The organism is Nocardioides sp. YIM 152588 (genome assembly GCF_040191335.1).
GTDB lineage: Bacteria > Actinomycetota > Actinomycetes > Propionibacteriales > Nocardioidaceae > Nocardioides.
In genome coordinates, this window is the sequence record NZ_JBEGDJ010000012.1 from 78,289 (window position 1) to 101,723 (window position 23,435).

A 23,435-nucleotide genomic window follows, 5' to 3' on the forward strand; every position below is an offset into this window, starting at 1 on the left:
GAGGGGGCGGTGGGATGACGATCCACACGACCCACCCGTTCGCCGACCCCGAGCCCGATCCGGTGCGCCGGCTGCGCGGCCGGCTCGGCGGCGCGGTCACGGTGTGGACCGCGGGCGCCGGCGCGGGTCGCGCGGGCCTGACCGTCTCCTCGCTGCTGGTCGCGCTCGGGCCGCGACCGGCGCTGCTGGCCCTGATCGACCCCGACTCCGACCTGATCGGTGCCCTGCGGGAGACCGGACGGGCCGTCGTGCAGGTGCTCTCCTGGCCCGACCGTGGGCTGGCGGAGGTCTTCGCCGGGACCGGCCCGGCGCCCGGCGGGCCGTTCCGGCAGGCGGAGTGGGTCGACACCGACCACGGGCCCCGCCTCGCGTCGGCGACGACGTGGGCCACGGTGCGCCTGGTCGGCGAGCGCGACGTGGGCTGGTCGGTGGAGGTCACCGCCGAGCTGGACCGGGTCGAGGTCGGCGAGGACACGGCGCCGCTGATGCACCGGCGTGGGCGGTTCCTGCGGCTCGAGTGAGCCATCCCACGCGGCGCGCACCGGCCGACGACTCAGGTCGGGGCCGGGTGGGCCGATCGGCATGGGCCACGGGTCGGATCCCCGAGGCACCGCGGGTCCCGCGGGTCTCGCGGGGAGGTGCGCGGATGAGGTTCCAGCGATTCATCGGTCTTCTGGTCCTGGGAGCGGCGTTGCTCGGCGCCGGGCTCCTCTGGGTCTCGGTCGGTGCCAGCGATCCCGAGCCGGCCGCGCCACCGGAACGTGGTGTCCTGTTCGGGATCTGGCGGATCTTCTACGAGACTGAGATCCCGCCGGTGGACGTCATCGTGGCCGCGATCGGGGTCGCCCTGCTCCTCGCGGCGGCCGTGGCGCTGCTGGAGCGCCGGATCAGCGACCGCACGCGTCGCAGCTGGGACGTCGCCGCGCTGCCGCTCGCCCCTCGGCTGGTGATGGACGAGACGCACGGCGTCTACGCCGGGCCGGTGACGGTCACCGTCCTGATCCCGGCGCACGACGAGGAGGCCTGCCTGGGCGCCACGCTCGCCTCGCTGCGGGCGCAGTCGGTGCCGCCGGACCGGATCATCGTCGTCGCCGACAACTGCACGGACGGCACCGTGGCGCTGGCGCGCGCCGCGGGGGTCGAGGTCTTCGAGACCGACGGCAACCGCCGCAAGAAGGCCGGAGCCCTCAACCAGGTGCTCGAGGTGCTGCTGCCGGGGCAGGGTGACAACGACACGGTGATGGTGCTGGACGCCGACACCATCCTCGACCAGGGCTTCCTGGCGGGCGCGATCCGCCGGCTGACCGACGACCGGGCGCTGATGGCGGTCGGCGGCCTGTTCTACGGCGACCAGGGCGGCGGCCTGATCGGGCAGTTCCAGCGCAACGAGTACACCCGCTACCAGCGCGACCTCAAGCGCCGCCGCGGCCGGGTCTTCGTGCTCACCGGCACCGCTTCGGTGTTCCGGCCGTGGGCGCTGCGCGAGGTCGCCGCGCAGCGGGGTCGCGCCCTGCCCGGCGTGCCCGGCGACGTCTACGACACCGTCGCGCTGACGGAGGACAACGAGCTCACGATCGCGTTGAAGACCCTGGGGGCGCTGATCATCTCGCCCGCCGAGTGCACCGTGGTCACCGAGGTGATGCCGTCGTGGCGGACCCTGTGGTCGCAGCGGCTGCGGTGGCAGCGCGGGGCGCTGGAGAACCTCGGGGCCTACGGGCTGCGACCGTCGACGGTCCGCTACTGGGCGCAGCAGCTGGGCCTCGGGTACGGCGTGTTCGCCCTCGGCTCCTACCTGCTGCTGATCCTGCTGATGGCGGTCTCCACCGACACCTGGGTGTGGTTCCCGTTCTGGCTCGGGATCGGCGGCGTCTTCACCCTGGAGCGGGTGGTGACGGTGTGGCGCGGCGGCTGGCGCGCTCGGCTGCTCGCGGTCACGCTCTTCCCGGAGCTCTACTACGCGATGTTCCTCAACGTCGCCTTCGTGAAGGGGGTCTGGGACATGTCGCTGGCGCGCGAGGCGTCGTGGAAGCACCTGCCGGGGCCCGGAACGGCGACCGGCGGTCCGATCGAGCGCGAGATGGAGGCTGAGCACGCATGACGACGGTGTGGGGGATCCTGCTCCCGGAGGCTGTGCTGCGCTCCCAGGTGGTCGCGGTCCTGACGGCGTTCGTCGCGATCAACACGATCGCGTACGTGGCGCTGGCGGTGGCGAAGATCCTGCCGAAGGTCTACCTCAGCGACCTGCTGCCGTCGCGGCGGCGCCGCGCCGAGACGCGCAGCATCCATCCCGACGGGCCGGTCTGAGCCGTCGTACAAGTGCAGGTCACTGGGCCGTCGGGGTCGCGGGCATGTCGCCCCGGGCCGGGTGCGGTCGCCCGCCGCTGGGGGAGTCGTCCACCAGGTCGTGCCCCACGCCCCACTCCCGGCGCAGCCGCTCCTCCTGGTAGGCCTCGAACTCCTTGCCCCTCGCCGCGCGGAGCGCCACCAGCCGGGGCACCCGGTCCAGCAGTCGGTTGACGCCGCTGAGCGCCGGCCCGGCCACGCGGACCGCGCCGACCAACCGGGTGCGCGGGATGTGCAGGTCGTCGGCGATCTCCTCGCCGAGGAAGATCCGCTCCAGCGCGTGCACCACCTGCGGTGCCCGGCTGTGCAGGAACCCGGGGAGCACGCCCTCGAGCTCGGGCACCAGGAACTCGCGGTTGATGCTGGCCACGAGCGAGCGGCAGTAGTCGTCGACCTCGGGCCGGGTGAGCAGGTAGAGCTCCTCCAGGCGCTGCTGCTCGGCCGCGTCGCGGGGCAGCAGCGTCTCCTCGATCCCGAGCAGGTGGCCGATGTAGCGCCAGCGCGCGTAGCCGGCGGCCCGCTCCTCGGGCCGGTACGGGGCGCCGATCCGCTCCATCGCGCGCAGCGGGATCAGCGTGAACTCGACCAGGGTGTAGGCGAGGTAGGCCTGGCAGATCGGGACGCCCCACGCGGCCTCGTCCCAGTCCTCGCGCCCGGCCAGGCTGGCCCGGACCAGCGCGTGGATGATCCGCACCCGCACGGTCAGCTCGAAGCCGTGCCCGAACCGGTCGAGGCCACCGGGGTCGTTGACCGCCTTCAGCCAGGCGCCGACCTCGACGGTGCGCGCGCCGGCGTTCTCGATGTAGCGGCCGGTCATCTCCAGCGGCCGGGAGGCTGCCGAGTTGGCGTAGCCGCTCACCAGTGACGCCGCGCCGAGGGCGATCCCGGAGGCGCGCGAGTAGCGGGAGGTGAACCTCGTCGCCGCCTCGATCGCCGGCAGGTCGAACCAGTCGGGGGTGTCGTCGAGCCGGGCGAAGAGGTCGCGCAGCGAGTCCGGAGCGTCGGCGACGGCGTCGACGCCCTCGCGGCAGGCGGTCCGCAGCATCCGCATCGCGCGTCCGTGCCCGATCCGCCCCATGTCGGCGACGAACGCGTCGGCGAGGGCATCGCCGCGCCACATCGCCGCGAGGTAGTCCTCGGTGAACGCGCCGAACCGGGCCCGCGCCTCGTCGACCCGGCGCAGGCTGGTCGGGAGCGCCGTCGTACCGGCGGCGGGGGTGGGGGCGGCGCCGGAGGCGGGGGTGATGGCCGTGCCGGCCTCGTCGAGCGTCATGCTCCGAGGCTAAAGCGAGCAATCCATCGTTTTCTAGAGGTTGGGGGGTAGTCCCTGACGAAAAGCACCCGCATCGCCCGGGCACGGGTGCTTTTCGTCAGGGACTACCCCCGGAGGCGAGCCGAGGGACGCGCCGACCATCCCTATCCTGAGCCCGTGCCCGCCACCACCCCGCTCGACATCGCCGACGAGCTCTACGCCGAGCCGCTGGGCGCGTTCACCGCGGCGCGCGACGCCCGGGTCAAGGCGCTGCGCGCCGAGGGCGAGGCCGAGTTGGCGGCGGCGGTGCGGGCGCTGCGCAAGCCGACCACGGCGGCCTGGGTGGCCAACCTGCTGGTACGACGGGAGGCCGGCCAGGTCGACCAGGTGCTCGCCGTGGGGGCGGCGCTGCGCGAGGCCCAGGCGGCGATGGAGGCCGGCGAGCTGCGCGCCCTGACCCGGCAGCGCCGCCAGCTGACCGCGGCGCTGGCCCAGCAGGCGCGCTCGCTGGCGGCGGCGGAGGGGCTGCGGGTCACCGAGGCGGTGTCCGGCCAGGTCGAGGAGATGCTGACCGCCGCGATGGTCGACGCCGACTGCGGCCGCGCGCTGCGCAGCGGGCTGCTGGTGACGACGGTCCGCACCACCGGCCTCGCCCCGCTGGACCCCGCCGACCTGGCGGGCGCGCTGGCGCTCCCGGAGGCGCTGGGCTTCGCCGCCACCGCCCGGGAGGCGCCCACCCCCGGGCCGCCGGACCTGCGGGTGGTGCCCGACCCCGACGCCGCGGCGAAGGCCGTGCGGGCGGCCGAGGAGCGGCTCGCCGCCGCCGAGGAGGAGCGGGCCGCGGCCGCCGCGGCGCTGGCCGAGGCCGACGAGGAGCGCGCCCGGCTGGAGGCGCGGTCCCTGCAGCTGCAGGCCGAGATCGAGGAGCTGCGCCGGCGCACGACGGACCTCGAGGCCGAGAGCGACGAGGTCGACGAGGAGGCCGCCGCGCTGGCGGAGGAGAGGGACGAGGCGGCCGCCGCGCTGCGCCGCGCCGAGGCCGACCGGGAGGCGGCCCGGGCGGCCCTGGAGCGGACACGCGAGCGATTCGGCTGACCTGGGTCCGCTGCGGTGGCTAGGCTCGGCGCCGGAACGCACCATCGACCAGCAGGCCATCAACCCGGCAGGGGGAGTCCGCATGCGCGTGGGAGTGCTCACCGGAGGCGGTGACTGTCCAGGACTGAACGCGGTGATCCGCGCGATCGTCCGCAAGGGGGTGAAGACCCACGGCTTCGAGTTCGTCGGCTACCGCGACGGCTGGCGCGGCCCGATGGACGGGCTGACCATCCCGCTCGGGATCGAGCAGTGCCGCGGCATCCTGCCGCGCGGCGGAACGATCCTCGGCTCGTCGCGGACCAACCCGTTCGCGGCCGAGGGCGGCGTGGAGCGGATCGTCGCGAACCTGGCCGACACCGGGGTCGACGCGCTGATCGCGATCGGCGGCGAGGACACCCTCGGCGTGGCCAACAGGCTCGCCGGCATGGGCGTCAGCGTGGTCGGCGTCCCCAAGACGATCGACAACGACCTGTCCGGCACGGACTTCACCTTCGGCTTCGACACCGCGGTCAACATCGCCACGGAGGCGATCGACCGGCTGCACACGACCGCCGAGAGCCACCACCGGGTGCTGGTGGTCGAGGTGATGGGTCGTCACGCCGGGTGGATCGCCCTGCACAGCGGCATCGCCGGCGGCGCCTCGGAGGTGCTGATCCCGGAGGTCCCGTTCGACATCGACCGGGTCTGCGAGGACGTCCAGACCCGCTTCCAGAGCGAGTACGCGCCGATCATCGTCGTCTCCGAGGGAGCGGTCCCCGCCGACACCGGAGGGCAGACCCTGCAGAGCGCGGATCGGGACGCCTTCGGCCACGTCCGGCTCGGCGGCATCGGCGACTGGCTCGCGAAGGAGATCGAGACCCGCACGGGTGAGGAGGCGCGGGCGGTGGTGCTCGGCCACGTCCAGCGCGGCGGCACGCCCACCGCCTTCGACCGGTGGCTGGCGACCCGGTTCGGCCTCCAGGCGATCGACGCGGTCGCTGACAAGGAGTTCGGCGTGATGGTCGCGCTGCGCGGCACGAACATCGTGCGGGTGCCGCTCTCGGAGGGCACCGACGAGCTCAAGGTGGTCAGCCCCGAGGAGTACGCCGAGGCGCAGGTCTTCTTCGGCTGAGCTGGATGGGCCGAGCGTGTCGCTCGCTGCGCTCGCGCCACGCTGCCGGCCGCGCGGTCGGGCGCCGCGGTGGTCGCGGTGGCCTGCGGCGGCTGCACGCGGGGAAGCGGTCGGCCGTGCCGCTCGGAGCGGGCGCGGGTGTCCACGTCCCGCACGGAGTCGGCATCCTCGCCGGCGGCGCCGTACCCTTGTGCGGTGAGCGTCATCCCCACCCTCGAGCAGCTGCACGCCATCGGAGCGGCCCAGCAGCCCACCTACGCCGACCCCACCGCGGTGGCGGGCGTCGTCGACCGGCTGCGGACCATGCCGCCCCTCGTCTTCGCCGGCGAGTGCGACGACCTGACCACCAAGCTGGCGGCGGTCACCCGGGGCGAGGCGTTCCTGCTGCAGGGCGGCGACTGCGCGGAGACGCTGGCCGGCGTCAGCGCCGACAACGTCCGCAACAAGCTGCGCGTCCTGCTGCAGATGGCGGTCGTGCTGACCTACGCGGGCTCCGTGCCGGTCGTGAAGGTCGGCCGCCTGGCGGGCCAGTACGCGAAGCCGCGCTCGAAGGACACCGAGACCCGGACCACCGCCGACGGCGACGTCACGCTGCCGGCGTACCGCGGCGACGCCGTCAACGGCTTCGACTTCACGCCGGAGGCCCGGCGCCCCGACCCGCAGCGGCTGCTGGACGTCTACCACGCCTCCTCCTCGACGCTGAACCTGATCCGCGCGTTCACCACGGGTGGCTACGCGGACCTGCGCGAGGTGCACACCTGGAACACCGACTTCGTCAGCGGCTCGCTGTACGGGCAGCGCTACGAGAAGCTGGCCGCCGAGATCGACAAGGCCATGCAGTTCATGAAGGCGATCGGCGTCGACGCCGAGGAGCTGAAGCGGGTCGACTTCCACTCCTCGCACGAGGCGCTGGTGCTCGAGTACGAGCACGCGATGACCCGGATCGACTCGCGGACCGAGCAGCCGTACGACGTCTCGGGCCACTTCGTGTGGATCGGCGAGCGCACCCGCCAGCTCGACGGCGCCCACGTGGAGCTGCTCTCGAAGATCCGCAACCCGATCGGCGTGAAGCTCGGCCCGACCTCCACCGCGGACGACGCGCTGGCGCTCGCCGAGAAGCTGAACCCGGACAACGAGGCGGGCCGCCTGACCTTCATCACCCGCTTCGGCGCCCAGAAGATCCGCGACGGGCTGCCGAACCTGATCGAGAAGGTGACCGCGTCGGGCACCCAGGTCGCCTGGGTCTGCGACCCGATGCACGGCAACACGTTCGAGGCGTCCTCGGGCTACAAGACCCGCCGCTTCGACGACGTCATCGACGAGGTGCAGGGCTTCTTCGACGTGCACCGCTCGCTGGGCACCTGGCCGGGCGGCATCCACGTGGAGCTGACCGGCGACGACGTCACCGAGTGCGTCGGCGGCGGCGAGGAGCTGACCGCGGAGGACCTGGCCAACCGGTACGAGTCGGTCTGCGACCCGCGCCTGAACCGGGTGCAGTCGCTGGAGATGGCGTTCCTGGTCGCGGAGATGCTGCGCCGGGCCTGATCCCGCCGCCACCTGCCGAGCGAGCCCGGCTCCGACCACGGTCGGGGCCGGGCTCGGTGCTGTCCGGGGCCGGAGCGTCAGCCGTCCGCGCCGCCGAGCCGCAGCTCGCTGATCGCCGTGAAGTTCCGCCCGCCGGGCGCGGCGGTGCGCAGGATCTCGAGCACGACCCGCTCGGTGCGGACCGTGTCGATCCCGATCGCCTGCATCGAGCGGTCCTCGTCGAGGCGCTGGACGACGCTGCTGCCGTCGTCGAAGGTCCACCGGACCGCGCTCACCCGTCGGTTGGCCCGGTAGCCGTCGTACCCGGGGTAGGACTTGGCGTAGCCGTTGACCAGGCCGACCTCGCGCAGCTCGACCTCCCGGCCGAGATCGATGACGAGGGAGGAGCCGGACGCGTCGCCGGCGACCCGCCAGGCGGTGCTCTCGTCGCCGTCGGTGAGGTTCTGGGACCCGAAGGTGACCGGCTCGCCGGTCCGGGCGTCGGCGCTGTCGGGTGCCGTGCCGGGCACCTGCACCGTCGTGACCAGGGGCGTGAGGTCCTCGGTCGGCGCGGGGGAGTCCCCTCCGGCGGCGTCCTCGGAGCCCTCGCGGACCGAGCCCGCGGCCGCGCCGAGGGGGCTCGGGCCCTCCTGGCCGCCGACCAGCCGGACGGCGCCGACGGCGCCGGCGCCGGTCACCACGAGCGCCGCGACGCCGCCGATCCACCACGCCCGGCGCCGCCCGCGGGGCGTCGAGGCGGTCGTCGGGGTCGGGGGTACGGCGGCGCGCTCGGCGGTCTGCTCGGTGGTCGCCGGGGAGGCGTGCTCGGTGGCGTAGAGCGGGTAGCGCGCGGCCGGCGGCAACGGGCCCGTCGGCAGCGGGGTGATCGGCGCCGTGGGGGCCGCGGACGTCAGGCCGGCGGTCGCCGGCTCCCTGACCGCGGTCGACGCGGCGCCCCCGCCGACCGGCGCCACCAGCGGCGGCTCGGCGATCGGCTCGGTGACCGGCTCGGCGATCGGCGCGCCGCACTGGTGGCAGAACTGTCCCAGCGCGATCTGGTGCCCGCAGGTGGTGCAGTAGGTCATGGCGCTCCCCGGGCCGGTGACGGCGCCGCTCGGGCGCCGGGCCGGCCGACCAAGGGGCGCGTCATCGGGCCCCCGCTCGTTGCTCGGATGGCCAGTGTGCCCCACGAGCGGCCGCCGACCACAACCGCGGCGCGTCGCCGCAGCCCAGCGGTCGACCTGCGCGGCGAGCGGTCAGGGCTGGCGGGTGGCCCCGGCCCGGGCCCCGCCCGGCGCGTCGGAGCGCGGCACGGCAGGGACGCGGCCGACCGCCTGCGGGAGCTGGCGCACGGCCTGGGCGACCGCCCGCAGCTCGGGTCCGAGGACGGCCTGCTGGCCGTCGCACAGCGCGTACTCGGGGTGCGGGTGGACGTCGACCACCAGGCCGTCCGCGCCCACGGCGATGGCGGCCCGCGAGAGGGGCACGACCAGCTCCCTGCGTCCCGTGGCGTGGGAGGGGTCGACGACGATCGGGAGGTGGCTGGCGGCCTGCACGACCGGGACGGCCGAGAGGTCCAGGGTGCTCCGGGTCGCCGGCTCGAAGGTCCGGATCCCGCGCTCGCAGAGCACGATGTCGAGGTTGCCGCGCTGCGCGATGTGCTCGGCGGCCAGCAGCCACTCCTCGACGGTCGCGCTGGCGCCGCGCTCGAGGAGCACCGGCTTGCCGGTGTCGGCGACCGCCTGGAGCAGTGCGGAGCTCTGGGCGTTGCGGGTGCCGACCTGCAGCATGTCGGCGTGCTCGGCGACGATCTCGGCGTCGCGGGCGTCGGTCACCTCGGTGACCACCGGCAGGCCGAGCTCGGCGCCGACCCGGGCCAGGATCTCCAGGCCCTCGGCGCCCAGGCCCTGGAAGGAGTACGGCGACGTGCGCGGCATGAACGCCCCGGCGCGCAGGATGGTCGCGCCGGCTGCCCGCACCATCGTGGCGGCCTCGTGCGTCTGCCGGGGGGACTCCACGGCGCACGGCCCGGCGATCAGGGTGAAGGTGGACGGGCCGATCGGGACCCGGGCCGCCCCGTTGCCCACCCAGACCGTCGAGCGCTCGGGGTGGTGCTGGCGGCTGACCAGCTTGTAGGGGTCGGAGATCCGGTGCACCGCGGCGACGCCCGGGAGCGCCCGCAGGTTGAGGCCGTGGAAGGCGTCGACGTCGCCGACGAGGCCGATGATGGTGCGGCTGACACCCTGGGACACGTTGGCCTTGCCGCCGGCCGCCTCGACCTTCCGGACGACCTGGGCGATGTCCGCGGCCGTGGCGGTGGGCGCCATGACGACGACCATGGTTCTCTCCGTCCCTCGTGCTCCCGACGACGGTAGGTCAGCCGCGGCCGGGGCGGGGCGAGTATCGGGATACGGACAGCCGTCTCACAGAATGACAGCAGGATCGGGCCGCGGGGTCACACGGCGAGGTGGGTGACCTCGGCCTCGACCCGGCGCCGCGGCACCAGCTCCGTGACCACCATCGCGACCAGCACCAGCGCCCCGCCCAGCAGCATCCGGGTCGTCATCGACTCCCCGCCCAGCAGGACCGCGAAGAACGTCGCGAAGACCGGCTCCGAGCTCATGATGATCGCGCTGCGGGTCGCCGGCAGGTGGGCCTGGGCCCACGTCTGGGCGAGCATGGCCGCCGCCCCGGGGATCAGCGCCATGTAGACCAGCGACAGCCAGTCGCCCGTCCGTTCCGGCAGCACCACCGTGCCGACGTCGCCGGTGAGCAGCGCCCCCGCCAGGCACGCGGCCGCGATCACCAGCACCTGGATGATCGTCATGCCGATCGCGTCGACGGCCGACGACCACGCCGCGAGCCCCACGATGTGCGCCGCGTAGAGCAGGGCGCCGACCAGGGTCAGCGCCTCCCCGTAGCCGATCGCCAGGCCGTCCAGCGTGAGCACCCCGAGGCCGGTGGTCGCCAGCACCACCGCGCCCCAGGTGACCGCGGTGATCCGGGTGCCGAGCACCAGGGCGGCGAGCAGCGGGGTGGCGACGACGTACAGGCCGGTGATGAAGCCGGAGACGCTGGCGGCGGTGTGCGCCAGGCCCACCGTCTGCATCAGCTGGGCGGCGCCGTAGAGCAGGCCGAGGGCGACCGCCCGGCGGCGCAGCTCGGGGGAGAGGCGGCCGAGCGCGCCCGGTGCGAGCGCCACCAGCGCGACGCCGGCCAGGGCGAACCGGACGGCGAGGAAGTCGATCGCGGGGACGTGGTCGAGGAGGTCCTTGGTCAGGTAGAACGACGAGCCCCACGCGGCGGTCATCGCCAGCAGCGCCGCCGTCGCCAGCAGGGAGGTACGGCTCTCAGCCATCCCGCAGCGCCTTGAGCAGCGCCAGGTCGGGGTCGTCGGCGTCGCGCGACCCGGGTGTCTCCAGGATGAACGGGACGCCGGCGGTCGCGGGGTGGGCGAACAGCTCGGCGAAGGCGCCGGTGCCGATGTGGCCCTGGCCGATCTTCTCGTGGCGGTCCTTGAACGCGCCGCGCACGTCCTTGGAGTCGTTGGCGTGGATCAGGCGCAGCCGCCCCGGACCCGCGATCTCCTCGACGCGGTCGACCGCCGCGGTGCCGCCGCCCTCGACGTCCAGCGGCTCGCCGGCCGCGAACACGTGGCAGGTGTCCAGGCACACGCCCGCCCGCGGGTGGTGGTCCAGCGCGCCCAGGTACGCCGCGAGGTCCTCGATCCCCGCGCACAGGGACCGGCCCTGGCCGGCGGTCGGCTCCAGCAGCAGCCACGGCGCGTCCTCGCCGAGCTCGTCGAGGGTCTCCAGGACCGGCAGCAGGCCCTCGCGGACCTGGCGCATCGCGGCGGCGTACCGCTCCTCGCCGCCCTCGGGGTCGACGTAGGAGCCGGTGTGCACGACGACGCCCTCGGCGCCGATCTGGACGGCGCGGCGCAGGTTGTGGGCGACGACCGCGACCGACTTCTCGTACGTCGCCGGGGTCGGCGAGCCGAGGTTGACCAGGTACGGAGCGTGGATGAAGACCGGCATTCCCAGCTCGGCGGTGCGCGTGCGGAACTCGGCGTCCACGGCCGGGTCGCCGGCCGAGAGGGCCCAGCCGCGCGGGTTGCCGGCGAAGACCTGGACGGCCTCGCAGCCGAGGTCGACCGCGGTGCGCAGCGCGCCTGCCACGAGGTTCTTGCCAACGGGGACGTGGGTGCCGACGGGGCGGGCGGTGCGGGTGCTCATCTCGGGGGAGAACCTAGCCCCTGGGGACCCGTTCGCCGCAGTCGGCGGGGGTCCTCAGACCACGTAGACGGTGATGGTGCTGCCCTTGCGGACCATCGTCCCCGACGGCGGGTCGGTGGAGTAGGCGCGCGAGCCGTTGAAGTAGATCGCCGCGTGCTTGACCACGACCTTGAGACCCAGGTCCTCCAGCGCCCGCACGGCGTCGTCGGTGGAGTCGTAGAAGACGGACGGGACCTTGACCAGCTCGGGGCCCTTCGACACGGTCATCGAGACCGTGTCGCCGCGGAAGAGCGAGCCGCGCGGCGGGCTCTGCTCGATGATGTTCCCCTCGGGCACGTCGTCGCTGTACTCCTCGCCGGAGACCTGGACGACGAGGCCCTTGCCCTCCCAGTAGGAGCGTGCCTCGCCGGCGTCCTCGCCCACCCAGTCGCGGACCGCGATCGGCTGCCGGCCCTTGCTGACCACCAGGCGCACGGCGGTGTCGACCGGGAGGTCCTTGGCCTTCTTGGTGCCGAAGGCGGGGTCCGTGCGGATCACGACGCCCTCGGGCACGGTCTCCGACCAGCGCTCGACCCGCCGGCCGACGACGAGCTTCACCTCGGCCAGGGCGTCGGTCGCCTCGGGGACCTTCATCCCCGACACGTCCGGGACGTCGTGCAGCTCCGGCCCCAGCGACAGCACCAGGGTGACGGTCTCACCGGGCAGGACCCGGCTCCCGGCGCCCGGGTCGGCGGAGATCACCTTTCCGGAGTCCACGGTGTCGGAGTGGAGGGCGGCGCCCTGCTCCACGGTCAGGCCGGCGTCCTCCAGCGTCGCCACGGCCTTGCGCTCGCCCATCCCGACCACGGCCGGGGCGGTCGTGTAGCGGGCCCAGCCGAACCAGTAGGCGCCGCCGCCGACGGCGACCGCCAGCACCAGCAGGAGGACCAGCAGGACCAGTCCGCGCCGCCGGCGCCGGGGACGCTGCGGCTTCGCCGCGCGGCCGGACCCGCCGCCGGGGCGTCCGCCGCCGGTCGGCACGCCGGGGCCGCCGGCGGGGATCACGGTGGTCTGCTCGTGCGCCCGGGTCGGGCGCGCCGCCTCACGCACCCCGCCGCGACCGGCCGCGGCCGCCGCGGCGGGGGCCACCAGGAGCGCCTCGGCCTCGGCCTCGTCCCACAGGTCCTCGATGGGGTCGGGCGAGGTGTCGCTGGTCGTCCCGGTCGGCTGGGCGGCCCGCGTCGCGGGCAGCAGGTCGGCGACCAGCTCGGGGTCCTCGGCCAGCCCGTCGCGCAGCGCGGCCTGGACGCGGCGCAGGTGGTGCAGCAGCACCGTGGCGTCGGCGGGGCGCAGCGTGCGGTCGCGGGTCGTCGCCCGGGTGACCAGCGCGTCGACGTACGCCGGGAGCCCGGGGACCCGCTCCGACGGCGGCGGGACGTCGTGGTGGACGTGGCGGTAGGCGACCTGGATCGGCGACTCGCCGGTGTGCGGCTTCACCCCCGTGAGCAGCTCGTAGAGCATGACGCCGGCGGCGTACACGTCCGCCCGGGCGTCGGCCAGGCCGTCGACCACCAGCTCGGGCGCCAGGTAGGAGACGGTGCCGATCAGCACGCCCTGCGTGGCCGTGTGCTGGGTGTCCGCGCTGACCGCCTTGGCCAGCCCGAAGTCGGCGACCTTGACCCGGCCGTCGTTCGCGATCAGCACGTTCTCCGGCTTCACGTCGCGGTGGATCAGGCCGGCGCGGTGGGCCGCCGCGAGCGCGGCCAGCACCGGCTCGAGCAGCGCCAGCGCCTTCTCGGGCGCCATCGGCGCCTCCGTGGTCACGGTGTCGCGCAGCGTGTGGCCCGGCACGAGCTCCATGGCCATGAACAGGGTGCCGTCGCGCTCCTGCCCCTGGTCGTAGATCGCGACCACGTTGGGGTGGGAGAGCCCGGCGGCGGCCCGCGCCTCGCGCACGAACCGCGCCGCGAACGCCTCGTCGTCACCGGCGGCCGGGTCGCCGAGCCCGGTGTGCATGATCTTCACCGCGACCGTGCGGTCCAGGCGCAGGTCCAGGGCCTGGTAGACGCTGGCCATGCCGCCGCGCGCGATCCGCCGGCCGATCCGGTAGCGCCCGTCCAGCACCCGGCCGGTGTTGGGGTCGCTGACGGGCGGCGTGTCGGCGCCGCTGGCCTGCGGTTCGTGCACAGCGACCCTCCTGTGCGCGTTCGGTGACCCCGGCGGGGAAGCGACCGGGAGCGCCCATCGTACGGCGCGGCGCCGGTCAGATCGGCAGGCACGCCGGATCCGGCGTCCCCGGGCCGGGCGGTGCGTGGCTGGGTGTCCTGCCCGCCGGTGGTGGAGGATGGGGGCATGAGTGAACCGCGACTGTCCGAGCACGACCTCGACGCGCTGGTGGAGGAGTGGCTGGACTGGGACGCCGCCGCCGAGCTGATCGGCGTGACGCCGGCCAAGGTCCGGACCATGGTGCGCGAGCACGAGCTGGCCTCCGCCGTACCGTCCCCGGGCCGGCGGCCCGGGGTCCCCGCGCTGTTCCTCGACGAGGAGGGGCTGCCCGTCAAGGGGCTGCCCGGCCTGCTCACGCTGCTGCACGACGCCGGCTTCGACGACCGCGAGTGCATCGCCTGGATCTTCCTCGACGCGAACCTGCCGGGCCGGCCGATCGACGCGCTGCGCGAGAACCGCGGCTCGGAGGTCAAGCGCCGGGCGCAGGCCCTCGGGTTCTGACGCGCCGATGGCCGGGGGGACCGCGGGGCGGGGCGCGCGCCCGCGGAGCCTGCTCGGCTCGCTGGCCCTGGCGCTCGTGCTGGTCGGCGCGGGCCTGTGGTGGGTGCAGGAGCGCGACGAGTCGCCGGCCGCCTCGCCCGGCAGCAGCGTCGCGGTGGACGGCGGGGTGGCGGACGGGGCGGACGACGGGGCGGCCGACGGGGAGATCGACCCCGAGAGCGGCCTGCCGGTGGTCGTCGTGGCCGACCTGCCCGCCGAGGCAGCGGAGACGCTGCGGCTGATCGACGACGGCGGCCCGTTCCCCTACCCGGACTCCGACGGCAGCACCTTCGGCAACTACGAGGGGATCCTGCCGGAGCACGAGCACGGCTACTACGCGGAGTACACCGTCGAGACGCCCGGGTCGCCCGATCGCGGCGCCCGCCGGATCGTGGCCGGCGACGGGGGCGAGCTGTACTGGACCGACGACCACTACGCGTCGTTCTCGCGGATCCGCCGATGACCGGGCGGGCCGACGTGCTGGCCGACGTCCTCGCCGGCCGCGTCGCGGCCGGCGTGCACCGCTGGGCCGGAGGGGCGGACGCCGACCCGTGTCCGGCCGCGCGCGAGGCCGGGTGGCGGTGCGCGACGCTCGACACCGCCGGCGTCGAGGACCGGGCCGGCCTGCTCGCCGAGCTCGGCGCCGCCCTCGACTTCCCCGCCCACTACGGCCGGAACCTGGACGCGCTGCACGACTGCCTGCGGGACCTCGCCGAGCCGACCGTGCTGGTCTGGCGCGGCTGGGGCACGCCGGCGCTCGCCGAGCCGCGGGCGTTCGCCGGGGTGGTGCGCGTGCTCGGCGCCGATCGGCCTGGCGCGGCGCTCGAGGTCGTGCTCGTCGGGCCGGGGCCGGCGGACGCCGCGCCGCTGCTGGGCTGAGCCCGCGCGTCGCTCGACGCGGTGGGGGCCCGGCGCGGGGGAGGTCCGGCGCTGGGAGGCGTCGTTTGGGGTGGGTCGTGTGCCTGAGGCATCGGCATGGCGGGGTGTGGGGTGCTCGAGGCGTCGCGGGGGTGGGTCGTGTGCGTGAGGCATCGGCATGGCGGGGCGTGGGGCACTCGAGGCGCCGTGGGGAGGGGTCGTGTGCCTGAGGCATCGGCATAGCGGGGCGTGGGGCACTCGAGGCGTCGCGGGGGTGGGTCGTGTGCCTGAGGCATCGGCATGGCGGGGCGTGGGGCACTCGAGGCGTCGCGGGGGTGGGTCGTGTGCCTGAGGCATCGGCATGGCGGGGCGTGGGGCACTCGAGGCGCCGCGGGGGTGGGTCGTGTGCCTGAGGCATCGGCATAGCGGGCCGTCGGGCACACGAGGCGCCCGTCGGGCCCGTCCAGCTCCTCGGCGACTGAGCGGAGTCGGCGTGCGCTCGCCTACGCCGGCGCCGCGCCGTGGAAGACGGCCTCCACGTTGTTCCCGTCGGGGTCGCGGACGAACGCCCCGAAGTAGCCCGGGTGGTACTCCGGCCACAGCCGCGGCGCGTGCAGCGACTCGGCACCCCAGGCCACCGCGGCGTCGTGGAAGGCCCGCACCTGCTCGACGTCGCGGGCGGCGAAGGCGATGTGCACCTCGCGGTTGGGGCCGTCGACGTGGTCGCCCTTGGTCGCGTCGGAGATCCAGAAGGCCGGGTTGCCGTCGCTGCCGTAGCCGACGGCCACCCCGAAGTCCATGACGCGGCCGTGGCCGAGCGTGCCCAGGACCGCGTCATAGAACGACCGGGACGCGTCCCAGTCGGCGCAGTTGATGCCGAAGTGGTCGATCATGCGGCGATCGTTCCACCGGGCGCCGACCACGTGAAGGTCCTGGGCGCGGGCCACGCTGCGGGCCGGCTGCGGGGGAGCCGTCGCGCGGGGGAGTCGTGTGCCTGACACCCGCCTATGCGTCGTTCTGAGGCACACGACCGGGCTCGGAGTGGGCTCGTGTGCCCCAGGCCCCGCCATGCCGGTGTCTCAGGCACACGACCCACCCCACGGGTGGGCCGAGCAGCCCCACCCAGGCTCAGTGCGTGCGCTGCGTCGCGGCGGCTGCGAGCCCGGCCAGCACGCCGCACGCGGCGTCGTCCCAGCCGAACCGCTCCCGGCCGCGGTCGAGGGCGTCGAGCGCCTGGCGGCCGAGGTCCGCGATCTGCTCCTCGACGCGGTCCCGGGCGCCGGAGTCGGTGATGATGCGGCGCATCTCGTCGACCTCGTCGGGCGTCAGCGGACCGCCCAGTGCGGCGTCGAGCCGCCGGGCGTCCGCGGGGGCGGCGCCGGAGAGGGCGTGGGCGACCAGCACAGTCCGCTTGCCCTCGACCAGGTCGTCGCCGGCGGGCTTGCCGGTGGTGGCGGGGTCGCCGAAGACGCCGAGCAGGTCGTCCCGGAGCTGGAACGCCTCGCCCAGGGGCAGACCGAACTCGGTCAGCCGGTCCAGCGTGACGGAGTCCGCGCCGGCCAGCGCGGCGCCGATGTGGAGGGGCCGCTCGATGGAGTACTTGGCCGACTTGTAGCGCAGCACGGTCATCGCCTCGGCGACGTCGGCGTGGCCGCGCGCCTGGACCGAGACGTCCAGGAACTGCCCGGCGATCACCTCCGACCGGCACAGGTCGAGCACGTCCTGCGCCGGTCCGGTGCGCTCCAGGCCGCAGGTGCGCAGCAGCTCGTCGGCCCAGGAGAGGAGCAGGTCGCCGATCAGGATGGCCGCCGCCGCGCCGTACTGCTCGGGGTCGCCGCGCCATCCGTCGCCACGGTGGCCGGCCTCGAACCCGCGGTGGGTCGCCGCGCGGCCGCGCCGGGTGTCGGAGGCGTCCATCAGGTCGTCGTGCACCAGTGCCGAGGCGTGCAGCAGCTCCAGCGACGCGGCCGCCCGCAGCACTGCGCTCGCGGCCGCGCCCTCGGGCACCCCGGCGACGGCCGAGTAGCCCCAGTAGCAGAACGCGGCGCGGAACCGCTTGCCGCCGGAGACCACCGCGCGCGCCTCGGCCAGGAGCCGATCGGCGTCGGGTCCGAGCGCCGCCAGGCGGACCGCCTGGAGGTCGAGGAAATGGTCCAGCTCACCCTGGACCCCGGCGCGGAATGCGCCCGGGTCCCATCCCGCGTCCGTCACGTCAGGACACCCTAGTGGGCACCCTAGAATCGCCCCCATGGCTACCGGTCCCGGACGCTCCCTACGTGATCTGATCGGCGCGGGCGAGCGTTCGTTCTCCTTCGAGTTCTTCCCCCCGAAGGACGCGGCCGGGGAGCAGCAGCTGTGGTCGGCGATCCGGGCGCTGGAGCCCTACCGGCCCACGTTCGTCTCCGTGACGTACGGCGCCGGCGGCACCACCCGCGACAAGACGGTCGCGATCACCGGGCGGATCGCCCGGGAGACCGAGCTGGTGCCGATGGCCCACCTGACCTGCGTCGGCCACACGCGCTCCGAGCTCGAGGGGATCCTCGACTCCTACGTCGCGGAGGGCGTCAGCCACGTCATGGCGCTGCGCGGCGACCCGCAGGAGGGTCCGCGCGCCGAGTGGACCCCGACGCCCGGCGGCCTCAACCACGCGGTCGAGCTCGTCGAGCTCGCCCACGCGCGCGGGTTCCGGGTCGGCGTCGCGGCCTTCCCCGAGGGGCACCCGTCGGCCGCGTCGCTGGACGCCGACGCCGACGTGCTGGTGGCCAAGGCCCGCGCCGGCGCCGAGTTCGCGGTCACCCAGATGTTCTTCCGCGCCGAGGACTACTTCGGCCTGGTCGACCGCGTCCGCGCTCGCGGCGTGGACATCCCGATCCTCCCGGGCATCATGCCGATCCTGAACCTGGCCGCGATCCGCCGCCAGGGCGAGCTGATCGGCACCAGCGTGCCGGACGACGTGGTCGCCAGGATCACGTCGGCGGGCGAGGACCCGGCGGTGGTCCGGGCGGCCGGCATCCGGCTGGCGGCCGAGCTCTGCGACGACCTGCTCGCGGGCGGGGCGCCGGGCCTGCACTTCTACACGCTGAACCGGTCCAAGGCGACGCTGGAGATCTTCGACGCCCTGCGGATCACCGTCTGAGACTGGCCGCGCGGCCGGTCAGGCGGGTCCGACGACCTGCGCCACCAGCGCCGCGGAGAGCGTTACGAACGCCATCCCGGCGCCCGGCGCCGCGTGCGCGCCGGCGGTCAGCACGCCCTCGATCGGCGTGGTCGGGCCGAGCCGCCGGCGTACCGTCCCGCGGCCCTGCCAGAGCACCCCGTACGGCGAGCCGCCGAACCGCTCCACCTGGTCGCGGGGGCTCAGGTCCAGCCGGGTGACCACCTGCTCGCGCACGTCGATCCCGTGCCGGGCCAGGGCGGTCAGCGGGTCCTCGACCAGCCGCCCGCGGACCAGCACGCTCCAGGCCGCGCCGCCCTCGGGGGCGGCCGTCCCGCGGCGCAGCACGATCAGCGGGTCGGCGTGGATGACCAGGTCGTGGTCCAGGTCCCGCTCGGCCTCGGGGAGCGGACCCTCCAGGCCCACGTGCACGGTGACCGGCGGCACGGCCGGCATCGTGCGCTCGACGAGCGGCCGGAGGGTCGGCAGCCGGCGGGGGTCGACGGCGACCACGACGCGGTCCGCGTCGAGGTCGCCATCGTCGGTGCGGACCGCGACCACGCGCCCGTCCCGGCAGACCAGGTCGCGGGCGGGCGTCCCGGTGCGGACCTCGACCTTCCGGGTGCGCAGCCGGCCGGTGAGGACGTCGGCGAGCCGACCCATGCCGCCGGGGACGCGCCAGACCCCGAAGCACTCCTCCAGGTAGGCGGTGACGCCCATCCAGGAGGGCACGTTGCGCAGGTCGTGCCCGGCGAGCACGGCCTCGTGGCCGGCGATCATCGCCAGCCGCTCGTCGCGGAAGTCGCGCCGCAGCCGGCGGTGCAGGGTCTCGCGGTCGCGGAGGAGGCGGTCCAGCTCGCGGGGGAGTGCTCCCCTCGTGAACGGGTCCCAGGGGACCTCCGCGTAGTGGCGCCGCAGCACCTCCCAGACGGGCCCGTAGGGGTCCACGTGGGCTGTCCAGGCCTCGCCGAGGCCGGCGCCCAGCGCCTCGAAGGCGTGCAGTTGGGCGGCCCGGGACCCGCCGGGGAGGCGGAGCGAGGTGCGGTCCTCGAACCGGTGCTCGCGGATCACCGGCAGCGGTTCCAGGTCCGCCTTGAGCTCGGCCTCCAGCGGGCGGCCGGACTTGCGGAACAGGTCGCGCAGCGCGGCGGGGAGGAGGGTCGCGGCCGGCCCGGACTCCCAGGCGTACCCGTCCTGCTCGAGCAGGCCGAGCGCTCCGCCGAGGCCGCCCGACGCCTCCAGCAGGGTGACCTGGTGGCCGAGCTTGGCCAGGCGTGCCGCGGAGGCCAGGCCCCCGAGACCGCCGCCGACGACGACGATGCTGCTCATCGGGTCACTCGACCTCGAGCGGGGTCGCGCCGGTGAGCGTGAGCAGCTCGCCGTAGCTGGTCGCGAAGACCGCGGCGGGGTGGCCGGCCGCCGCCCAGACGACCTCGTGCCGGGCGAGCCAGGGGTCCAGGTACGTCGCGATCGGTGCCGGGTGGCCGATGGGCGAGACCCCGCCGATCACCTGCCCCGTGTGGGTGCGGACGAAGTCGGGCGCGGCGCGGCGCAGGCGGGTGCCGAGCGCGGCGTCGGTCGCCTCGGTGTCCACGCGGTGCGCGCCGGAGGTGAGGATCAGCACGGGGGATCCGTCGGACTCGAACAGCAGGCTGTTGGCGATCGCGCCGACCTCGCAGCCGAGCGCCTGGGCGGCCAGCGCGGCGGTGTGCACCGAGTCGGGCAGAATGACGATCTCGCCGGCGCCACCACGACGTCGGTGCTCCTCACGGAACCGGCTGATCGAGGGATGGTCGTCCGACATGGGGCGACAATATCCGGCCCGTTCCGCGGGCCCAGAGGAGGAACGATGACGAAGCGGCCGGTGACGGTCGACCTCGCCAGCTGGCTGCTGTGGCTGCTGGTCGCGGCGGGACTGCTGATGTCCGTGCTGGTGGTGGCCTTCCGCGGCGACCTGAACGAGGTGTGGTCGCCGATGGAGGCCGGCGACGGCACGGTCCAGCCGACGGAGTTCGTGCCGGTGGTCCTGGTCCTCTACGGCGTCATCGCGATCACCATGCTGACCATGGTGCAGCTCTTCCGGAACCGGCACCTGTGGGCGCAGCACGGCCTGGCCGCCGTCGCGATCGGGATCGCGCTCGGCGCGATGGCGATGATGCGCACCGACTCGCCGTTGATGGTGCTGGTCGGCGCGGGTGCCGCGGGCGTCGCGGCGGCCGTCGCCGTGGTCTTCCTCTGGCATCCGGAGACGACCCGCTTCGTCCGCGGACGTGACTCTTGACGTTGTGACGGACCGGGGGTGTACCTTCGGAGGTGTTCGAACAGATGTTCGAACGACGGTCCGGTGGGGGCGCCCTCGACCCCGCTCCCACCGGACCCCGGACGAAGGGGAGGCACCGTGGCGAGCGAGGCGAACGACAACACCGAGGTCCCGGAGCTGCCGCTGTGGCGGCCGCACACCCTCCCGGCGACGACGCACTCCTACCTGCTGCGGGCGGCCGAGTCGCTGAGCGAGGCGGTCGCGGCGACGGACGCGGCCACGCGCTACGCCTGCGCCCACGTGGCCGCGCTCCGGGCGGCGGCCGCGCTGCTGGCCGCTCGCGCCCGGCCCACGCCCGGTCAGCGACGCCGCCAGCAGAACGCCTGGGCGCTGCTGGCCCAGGTGGCCCCGGAGATGGAGGAGTGGGCGACCTTCTTCGCGGCGGGCGCGGCCAAGCGCGCCGCCGCCGAGGCCGGCTCCTCGCGCGCCGCGAGCGACCGGGAGGCCGACGACCTGGTGCGCGACGCGGACCGGTTCCTGGCGGTCGTCGAGCGGGCGCTCGGCCTGAGCGAGCACCCGCCGGTCGGCGATCGGCTCGCCGGTCGGGCGGCCGGCTGAGGCGACGGAGCGGGAGGTCGTAGTGTTCGGCCCATGGTCCAGGAGAACCAGTCCACCGAACGTCGGGGATCGATCCGCACCGCGGTCGTGTGGGACGTGCTCGACGCGGCCCTCGCCGGCCCGCCCCGGGAGGTCGTCGACATCGGCGGCGGCACCGGCGGCTCGGCGGTGCGGCTCGCGGCCTCCGGCCACCGCGTCTCCGTGGTCGACCCGAGCCCGGACGCCCTGGCGGCCCTCGCGCGTCGCGCGGGTGAGGAGGGTGTCGAGGTGGCCGGCCACCAGGGGGACGTCGCCGGCCTGGTCGAGCTCGTCGGTGAGTCGAGCGCGGACGTCGTGCTCTGCCACGGGGTCCTCGAGGTGGTCGACCCGGCGGCGGCGCTGGCGGCGATCCGCGCCGTGCTGCGCCCCGGCGGCGTGCTCAGCCTGCTGGTCGCCCAGCGCAGCGCCGCGGTGCTGGCCCGGGCGATGGCGGGACACTTCGTCCACGCCAAGGAGCTGCTCGAGGGCGGCGGCGGTGAGCCGCGCCGCGGCCACCGGTTCGAGCTCACCGAGCTGCGGGAACTGGTCCGCGACGCCGGGTTCGGGGTCGACGCCGTGCACGGCATCCGCGTCTTCGCCGACCACGTCCCGGGCGCGCTGCTCGACGTCGAGCCCGGTGCGGCCGCGGCCCTGGTCGACCTCGAGCGCACGGCCGCGGGGCGCGAGGAGTACCTGCCGCTGGCGACGCAGCTGCACCTGCTCTGCTCCTGAGCCCGCGCTTCCGGGCCACCGGGAGCGGGGCCGCGCACCGGCCCGGACGTGAGCTCCTGGGCCGAGACCGATGCCGCGGAGTCGGCGTGCCGGCTCCTGCACGTGGACATGGACGCGTTCTACGCGTCGGTGATGACGCGGGACCGGCCGGACCTGCAGGACGTGCCGGTGATCGTCGGCGGCGGCCATCGCGGCGTCGTGCTGTCCGCGAACTACCCGGCGCGGGGGTTCGGCGTCCGGTCCGGCATGTCCGGCACCGAGGCCCGGAGGCTCTGCCCTCGGGCGGTCTTCATCGCGCCGGACTTCGACCTGCTGCGACCGGTCTCGCGGGCGATCATGACGACCTTCCGCTCCTTCACCCCGGTGGTGGAGGTGATGTCGCTCGACGAGGCGTTCCTCGACGTCGGCGGGGCCCGGCGGCTCTTCGGCGGGCCGGAGGCGATCGCCGCGGCGATCCGCGAGCGCGTGCGCCGCGAGCACGGGATCACGTGCTCGGTGGGCATCGCCGCGACCGTCTCGGTGGCGAAGCTGGCCAGCCGGCGCGCCAAGCCCGACGGCGTGCTGGTGCTGGCGCCCGCGGACCTCGTCGAACGGGTGCACCCGCTCGACGTCGGCGAGCTGTACGGCGTCGGTCCGGCGACGCGCGACCGGCTGCACCGGCTGGGCCTGGTCACCGTCGGCGACGTCGCCGCACTGGGCGTCGAGGAGCTGCGCGGACTCCTCGGCGACCACCTGGGAGCGCAGCTGCACGCGCTGTCGCACGGCACCGACCGGCGCGAGCTGCGCCCGGGCGGCGCCGGGGTGTTCGGCTTCGGCGAGGGAGCGCCGGAGGGGAGCATGGGCGCCCAGCGCACGCTGGCGGCCGACGTGGGGGACGCGGATCGGCTGGCCCGGGAGCTGCTCTCACTGGTGCAGCGGGTGGCGGCGCGGGTCCGGGCCGCGGCCAAGGTCGGGCGGACCGTGGCCGTGACCGTGCGGTTCAGCGACTTCAGCACGGTGTCGCGCTCGCGGACGCTGCCGGAGCCGACCGACGTCACCCAGGTCGTGTACGGGGTCGCCCACGCCCTGCTGCTGTCCGTGCTCCAGCGGCACCCCGGGCGCCGCGTGCGGCTCGTCGGTGTCGCCGTGCAGGGGCTGCGCCCGCGCCGGAGCGGCGAGACGCGCCAGGCCGCGCTCGGGGAGCCGGATCCGGGATGGCCGGCGGCGGACCGCGCGGTCGACCGCGTCGCGGGCCGCTTCGGGAACGGCGCGGTGCGGCCCGCGACCTTGCTCTGACGCGGTGGCCGCGTGCGGGCCCCGCGAGGCGATGCGGCTCCGGCGGCCCGGCCGCTCGGCATGTAACACGTCGTACCCGGGTCTGGTCGGCCGTCGGGCAGGGCGCCGCTCGCGTTCGCCGCGCTGGTCGTGGTCGTCCTCGGCGCGCTCGCCGTGCCGGTCGCGCAGATGCAGACCGCGCTGCCCTCCCGCTCCGAACATCCGCGTGCAGGCCG

General features: G+C 75.1%; 24 protein-coding genes. 14 read left to right on the top strand and 10 right to left on the bottom strand.

Annotation, left to right across the window (positions count from 1 at the left end):
* Positions 1–14: 14 nt before the first annotated feature.
* From ABLM29_RS08645 to ABLM29_RS08655, 3 genes are all read left to right on the top strand, one after another.
* Entirely contained in the window at positions 15–521 is a 507-nt protein-coding gene (locus ABLM29_RS08645) for a flavin reductase family protein (protein ID WP_349713683.1), read from the top strand.
* Between the two features lie 125 nt (positions 522–646).
* The gene (locus ABLM29_RS08650; RefSeq protein WP_349713684.1) at positions 647–2,098 is read left to right on the top strand and encodes a glycosyltransferase family 2 protein; all 1,452 of its coding nucleotides are present in this window, start codon (positions 647–649) and stop codon (positions 2,096–2,098) included.
* Positions 2,095–2,304, top strand: a complete 210-nt coding sequence (locus ABLM29_RS08655) for a hypothetical protein (protein ID WP_349713685.1) — start codon at positions 2,095–2,097, stop codon at positions 2,302–2,304. Before ABLM29_RS08650 ends, ABLM29_RS08655 begins: the two co-directional genes overlap by 4 nt.
* 19 nt (positions 2,305–2,323) lie before the next feature.
* Here the strand turns inward: ABLM29_RS08655 and ABLM29_RS08660 are convergent, their stop codons facing one another.
* Complete coding sequence (locus ABLM29_RS08660) at positions 2,324–3,616, bottom strand: oxygenase MpaB family protein (RefSeq protein WP_349713686.1); 1,293 nt, start codon at positions 3,614–3,616, stop codon at positions 2,324–2,326.
* A gap of 156 nt (positions 3,617–3,772) precedes the next feature.
* Between ABLM29_RS08660 and ABLM29_RS08665 the strand changes: the two genes are divergently transcribed.
* From ABLM29_RS08665 to ABLM29_RS08675, 3 genes are all read left to right on the top strand, one after another.
* Positions 3,773–4,690 (top strand): hypothetical protein, encoded by a 918-nt coding sequence (locus tag ABLM29_RS08665; protein ID WP_349713687.1) that lies wholly within the window; start codon positions 3,773–3,775, stop codon positions 4,688–4,690.
* A gap of 82 nt (positions 4,691–4,772) precedes the next feature.
* Positions 4,773–5,801 (top strand): 6-phosphofructokinase, encoded by a 1,029-nt coding sequence (locus tag ABLM29_RS08670; protein ID WP_349713688.1) that lies wholly within the window; start codon positions 4,773–4,775, stop codon positions 5,799–5,801.
* A 195-nt stretch (positions 5,802–5,996) separates the two neighbouring features.
* Positions 5,997–7,346, top strand: a complete 1,350-nt coding sequence (locus ABLM29_RS08675) for a class II 3-deoxy-7-phosphoheptulonate synthase (protein ID WP_349713689.1) — start codon at positions 5,997–5,999, stop codon at positions 7,344–7,346.
* A gap of 77 nt (positions 7,347–7,423) precedes the next feature.
* On the opposite strand, the gene ABLM29_RS08680 is transcribed toward ABLM29_RS08675, so the two are convergent.
* The 5 genes from ABLM29_RS08680 to pknB all read right to left on the bottom strand — a co-directional run bounded on the left by ABLM29_RS08680 (position 7,424) and on the right by pknB (position 13,726).
* Positions 7,424–8,410, bottom strand: coding sequence for an NADase-type glycan-binding domain-containing protein (locus ABLM29_RS08680; protein ID WP_349713690.1), 987 nt, complete (start codon positions 8,408–8,410; stop codon positions 7,424–7,426).
* 171 nt (positions 8,411–8,581) lie between these two features.
* Positions 8,582–9,664: a 3-deoxy-7-phosphoheptulonate synthase gene (gene aroF / locus ABLM29_RS08685; protein ID WP_349713691.1), complete on the bottom strand. Its 1,083-nt coding sequence runs from the start codon at positions 9,662–9,664 to the stop codon at positions 8,582–8,584.
* 116 nt (positions 9,665–9,780) lie between these two features.
* The gene (locus ABLM29_RS08690) at positions 9,781–10,683 is read right to left on the bottom strand and encodes a DMT family transporter (RefSeq protein WP_349713692.1); all 903 of its coding nucleotides are present in this window, start codon (positions 10,681–10,683) and stop codon (positions 9,781–9,783) included.
* Positions 10,676–11,560 (bottom strand): deoxyribonuclease IV, encoded by an 885-nt coding sequence (locus ABLM29_RS08695; protein WP_349713693.1) that lies wholly within the window; start codon positions 11,558–11,560, stop codon positions 10,676–10,678. Before ABLM29_RS08695 ends, ABLM29_RS08690 begins: the two co-directional genes overlap by 8 nt.
* Before the next feature lie 54 nt (positions 11,561–11,614).
* A complete protein-coding gene (pknB, locus tag ABLM29_RS08700; RefSeq protein ID WP_349713694.1) occupies positions 11,615–13,726 on the bottom strand; it encodes a Stk1 family PASTA domain-containing Ser/Thr kinase in 2,112 nt (703 codons plus the stop codon).
* Between the two features lie 165 nt (positions 13,727–13,891).
* Here pknB and ABLM29_RS08705 point away from each other — a divergent pair, with 165 nt between their 5' ends.
* From ABLM29_RS08705 to ABLM29_RS08715, 3 genes are read left to right on the top strand one after another with little or no spacing between them, the layout of a single operon-like run.
* Positions 13,892–14,266 carry an Rv2175c family DNA-binding protein gene (locus ABLM29_RS08705; protein ID WP_349713695.1) on the top strand — a complete coding sequence of 125 codons (375 nt, stop codon included), beginning with the start codon at positions 13,892–13,894 and terminating at the stop codon, positions 14,264–14,266.
* 7 nt (positions 14,267–14,273) lie between these two features.
* A complete protein-coding gene (locus tag ABLM29_RS08710) occupies positions 14,274–14,768 on the top strand; it encodes a guanyl-specific ribonuclease (protein WP_349713696.1) in 495 nt (164 codons plus the stop codon).
* Positions 14,765–15,184 (top strand): barstar family protein, encoded by a 420-nt coding sequence (locus ABLM29_RS08715; RefSeq protein WP_349713697.1) that lies wholly within the window; start codon positions 14,765–14,767, stop codon positions 15,182–15,184. Before ABLM29_RS08710 ends, ABLM29_RS08715 begins: the two co-directional genes overlap by 4 nt.
* Before the next feature lie 482 nt (positions 15,185–15,666).
* On the opposite strand, the gene ABLM29_RS08720 is transcribed toward ABLM29_RS08715, so the two are convergent.
* Together ABLM29_RS08720 and ABLM29_RS08725 are read right to left on the bottom strand one after the other, a co-directional pair.
* Positions 15,667–16,056, bottom strand: a complete 390-nt coding sequence (locus ABLM29_RS08720; protein ID WP_349713698.1) for a VOC family protein — start codon at positions 16,054–16,056, stop codon at positions 15,667–15,669.
* A gap of 235 nt (positions 16,057–16,291) precedes the next feature.
* On the bottom strand, positions 16,292–17,374 hold the full coding sequence (locus tag ABLM29_RS08725) for a polyprenyl synthetase family protein (RefSeq protein WP_349713699.1): 1,083 nt from the start codon (positions 17,372–17,374) through the stop codon (positions 16,292–16,294).
* 37 nt (positions 17,375–17,411) lie between these two features.
* Here ABLM29_RS08725 and metF point away from each other — a divergent pair, with 37 nt between their 5' ends.
* Entirely contained in the window at positions 17,412–18,299 is an 888-nt protein-coding gene (gene metF / locus ABLM29_RS08730; RefSeq protein ID WP_349713700.1) for a methylenetetrahydrofolate reductase [NAD(P)H], read from the top strand.
* Positions 18,300–18,317: 18 nt separating this feature from the next.
* On the opposite strand, the gene ABLM29_RS08735 is transcribed toward metF, so the two are convergent.
* Together ABLM29_RS08735 and ABLM29_RS08740 are read right to left on the bottom strand one after the other, a co-directional pair.
* Positions 18,318–19,646, bottom strand: a complete 1,329-nt coding sequence (locus ABLM29_RS08735; RefSeq protein ID WP_349713701.1) for a phytoene desaturase family protein — start codon at positions 19,644–19,646, stop codon at positions 18,318–18,320.
* 4 nt (positions 19,647–19,650) lie between these two features.
* Entirely contained in the window at positions 19,651–20,121 is a 471-nt protein-coding gene (locus ABLM29_RS08740; protein WP_349713702.1) for a YbaK/EbsC family protein, read from the bottom strand.
* Between the two features lie 45 nt (positions 20,122–20,166).
* Here ABLM29_RS08740 and ABLM29_RS08745 point away from each other — a divergent pair, with 45 nt between their 5' ends.
* The 4 genes from ABLM29_RS08745 (at position 20,167) to dinB (ending at position 23,220) form a co-directional block, all read left to right on the top strand.
* Positions 20,167–20,598 (top strand): hypothetical protein, encoded by a 432-nt coding sequence (locus tag ABLM29_RS08745; RefSeq protein ID WP_349713703.1) that lies wholly within the window; start codon positions 20,167–20,169, stop codon positions 20,596–20,598.
* A gap of 117 nt (positions 20,599–20,715) precedes the next feature.
* Positions 20,716–21,195, top strand: coding sequence for an SAV_6107 family HEPN domain-containing protein (locus tag ABLM29_RS08750; protein WP_349713704.1), 480 nt, complete (start codon positions 20,716–20,718; stop codon positions 21,193–21,195).
* Positions 21,196–21,228: 33 nt separating this feature from the next.
* Positions 21,229–21,945: a methyltransferase domain-containing protein gene (locus ABLM29_RS08755; protein ID WP_349713705.1), complete on the top strand. Its 717-nt coding sequence runs from the start codon at positions 21,229–21,231 to the stop codon at positions 21,943–21,945.
* A 48-nt stretch (positions 21,946–21,993) separates the two neighbouring features.
* On the top strand, positions 21,994–23,220 hold the full coding sequence (gene dinB, locus ABLM29_RS08760) for a DNA polymerase IV (RefSeq protein WP_349713706.1): 1,227 nt from the start codon (positions 21,994–21,996) through the stop codon (positions 23,218–23,220).
* Positions 23,221–23,435 lie beyond the last annotated feature (215 nt).